The following is a 2,384-nucleotide window of genomic DNA, read 5'->3' on the forward strand; positions in this document are numbered from 1 at the left end:
TGAGTATGTGAACCCAGCTTATACGGAGCTTACTGGTTATAGCGCAGAAGAGTCCGTTGGCTGCATGCTAAATGTGTTGAAGAGAGGGGTTCTGGATTCTGATTCGTATGAAAATATTAAAAAGGCGGTAAGTACTCAAAGTGACTGGAGTGGGAAAATAATCGATAAAAAGAAAGATGGTCGTTCTTATCCAGCCACGATGAGCATCTCTCCCATTCATGAGTTGTCTAAAGATGTTTCCGAGGCTTCTTCTCACTTTGTCTGTATCCAGTCAGATTTAACAAATGTAGAGAGTCTGGAGCAACAGTTTTATCAGGCCCAGAAGATGGAAGCACTTGGTGTATTGGTTGGTGGGGTCGCACATAATTTTAATAACATGCTCGCCGCTATTACCGGGAACCTCTATTTGGCAAAAACGAGAGCCCACAGCCATGTTGAAGCCATAAGCTTCATTGATGATGCTGAATCAACGTCTTTCCAAGCGGCTGAAATGGTTAAACAGCTTATGACCTATGCTAGGAAAGACAGAGTTCAGATGAAGACGATTAATTTAAATTAAATGTTTGCTGAAACTACTAGGCTGCTTTATTCAACAATACCTGAGACAATTAAAATCTATCAGGATACGTGTGATGATGAACTTTTTATCAATGGTGACTCTAGTTTACTTCATCAAGTGATGATGAACTTGGTAGGTAATGCATGTGACGCCGTTGAAGGAGTCGATGAGCCACTGATTAAATTAAAACTTGATGTTTATCAACCTGATAGGGTGTTTGCGGCCTCATATCCTGATGCCGAAGGCAAAGTCTTTGCTCATTTAAGTGTTGAGGATAACGGATACGGAATCTTAGAAGATGATATAGAACATATTTTTGAGCCTTTCTACACAACAAAAGAGGTTGGTAAAGGATCTGGTCTCGGGCTGTCAATGGTTTTTGGCGCAGTTAAAACGCATGATGGTTTTGTTCAGTTAGAGAGTAGTAAAGACAACGGAGCTATATTCCATATATATATATTCCATTAGAGCAATCAAAAAAGGCTGCTTTCAATACGCCTTCTATGAAGCAGGCATCAAGAGGAGAAGGTGAGGTGATTCTTCTTGTTGATGATCATCCTCAGATTATTGAAATAGGCAGTAAGTTGCTTGAGTCACTTGGATATCAGGTAATGACAGCAACAAATGGACAAAAAGCCGTTGAATTGTTCGAAGCTCATGTCAATGAGATTGATTTAGTTATCCTTGATGTGGTTATGCCAGTTATGAGTGGTGATAAGGCAGCCCAATGTATCCGTAAGATTAAATCAAATGCAAGAGTGATATTTGCCACTGGCTATGATAAAAATATGTTGAAAGGAATGAAAGATGAAGATGTGATCAGCAAGCCCTTCAGGATAAACGATATGAGTGAATTGGTTAAGCGAAAGCTTGGATCTTAAAGCAGTTGGCTTTATTGAGGGGCATGGATGCCCCGAATCACATGGATGTGCGACATGAACTGGGAGAACTTCTCTCTGATGCACACCACCAAACAAAGAAGGCCTCCCGATTGGGTGAATGTGTATCGAATGTTTGGTGCTGGCTGGAGCGTAGGCGAGAAGTTGTAGATGGCGAGAGTACTCCGGGCATCCATGCCCTTCGCCCCTGCGGGCCGTCGCTAAAGCGACGTTCAAGCTGGCTATCCTGCCATTGTACTACGGACTCCTGTCCTCCGCCCTTCGGGCCATTGCTAAAGCAATGTTCAAATCAGCTATCCTGCTGATTTGTCGAACCAAGATTTCGATCTCTGACGCACTCTCACCAAACAAAGAAGGCCTCCCGATTGGGAGGCCTTCTTTGTTTGGTGGAGGCGGCGAGAGTCGAACTCGCGTCCGAAAATCATCAGCCTATGGTTCTACATGTTTAGTCCGTTCGAACAGCACCCCATGAGAACCAAACGGACAAAATGCCCACGGGGTCGATTCGTAGCTATTTAACCCTACAGACCACGAGTCTCCGTTCTGTAGTAGCGATTCCATCTAATTGACCCCGGATTCCCAATGGATGGACACCTCAAGAGCGGGGTAACTTACGCAGCGTAAGCTAGTTCTACGTCGTCGTTTGCAATTATATGCAAGTGCCAGCTTTTTACGGGACCAACAACCCGACATGCCCCATAGGGTTCAGTATCTCCGTCGAAACCAAGTCGCCCCCATGAAGTTGCGTATGCTATACGTTCGTAGTCAGTGAACAAGCTTTGTGCGGACAGGGTGAGTGAGGCAAGGCTGATGATGAAGACTTGGGTCGATTGTGTATGCGAAGAAAGAGAGATAGAAATATGATCTGTTCAGTGATGTTATCTCTACAGGCCGGTGTGACGCGGTCGATTGTCCCGGCGTTGAGA

At 44.4% G+C, this 2,384-nt stretch carries 3 protein-coding genes and 1 other RNA gene; 3 read left to right on the forward strand and 1 reads right to left on the reverse strand.

The window, feature by feature from the left end:
• The 3 genes from D8Y20_RS13480 to D8Y20_RS13490 all read left to right on the forward strand — a co-directional run.
• On the forward strand, positions 1 to 559 hold a 559-nt coding region (locus tag D8Y20_RS13480; protein ID WP_121544227.1), incomplete at its 5' end, for a PAS domain S-box protein.
• On the forward strand, positions 560 to 1,027 hold the full coding sequence (locus D8Y20_RS13485) for a sensor histidine kinase (protein ID WP_121544228.1): 468 nt from the start codon (positions 560 to 562) through the stop codon (positions 1,025 to 1,027).
• Positions 1,028 to 1,062: 35 nt separating this feature from the next.
• Positions 1,063 to 1,440 (forward strand): response regulator, encoded by a 378-nt coding sequence (locus D8Y20_RS13490; protein WP_121544229.1) that lies wholly within the window; start codon positions 1,063 to 1,065, stop codon positions 1,438 to 1,440.
• Positions 1,441 to 1,842: 402 nt separating this feature from the next.
• On the opposite strand, the gene ssrA is transcribed toward D8Y20_RS13490, so the two are convergent.
• Positions 1,843 to 2,194: a transfer-messenger RNA gene (ssrA, locus tag D8Y20_RS13495) on the reverse strand.
• Positions 2,195 to 2,384 lie beyond the last annotated feature (190 nt).

Origin of the sequence: Mariprofundus sp. EBB-1 (assembly GCF_003665155.1) — a bacterium.
Classification (GTDB): Bacteria; Pseudomonadota; Zetaproteobacteria; order Mariprofundales; family Mariprofundaceae; genus Mariprofundus.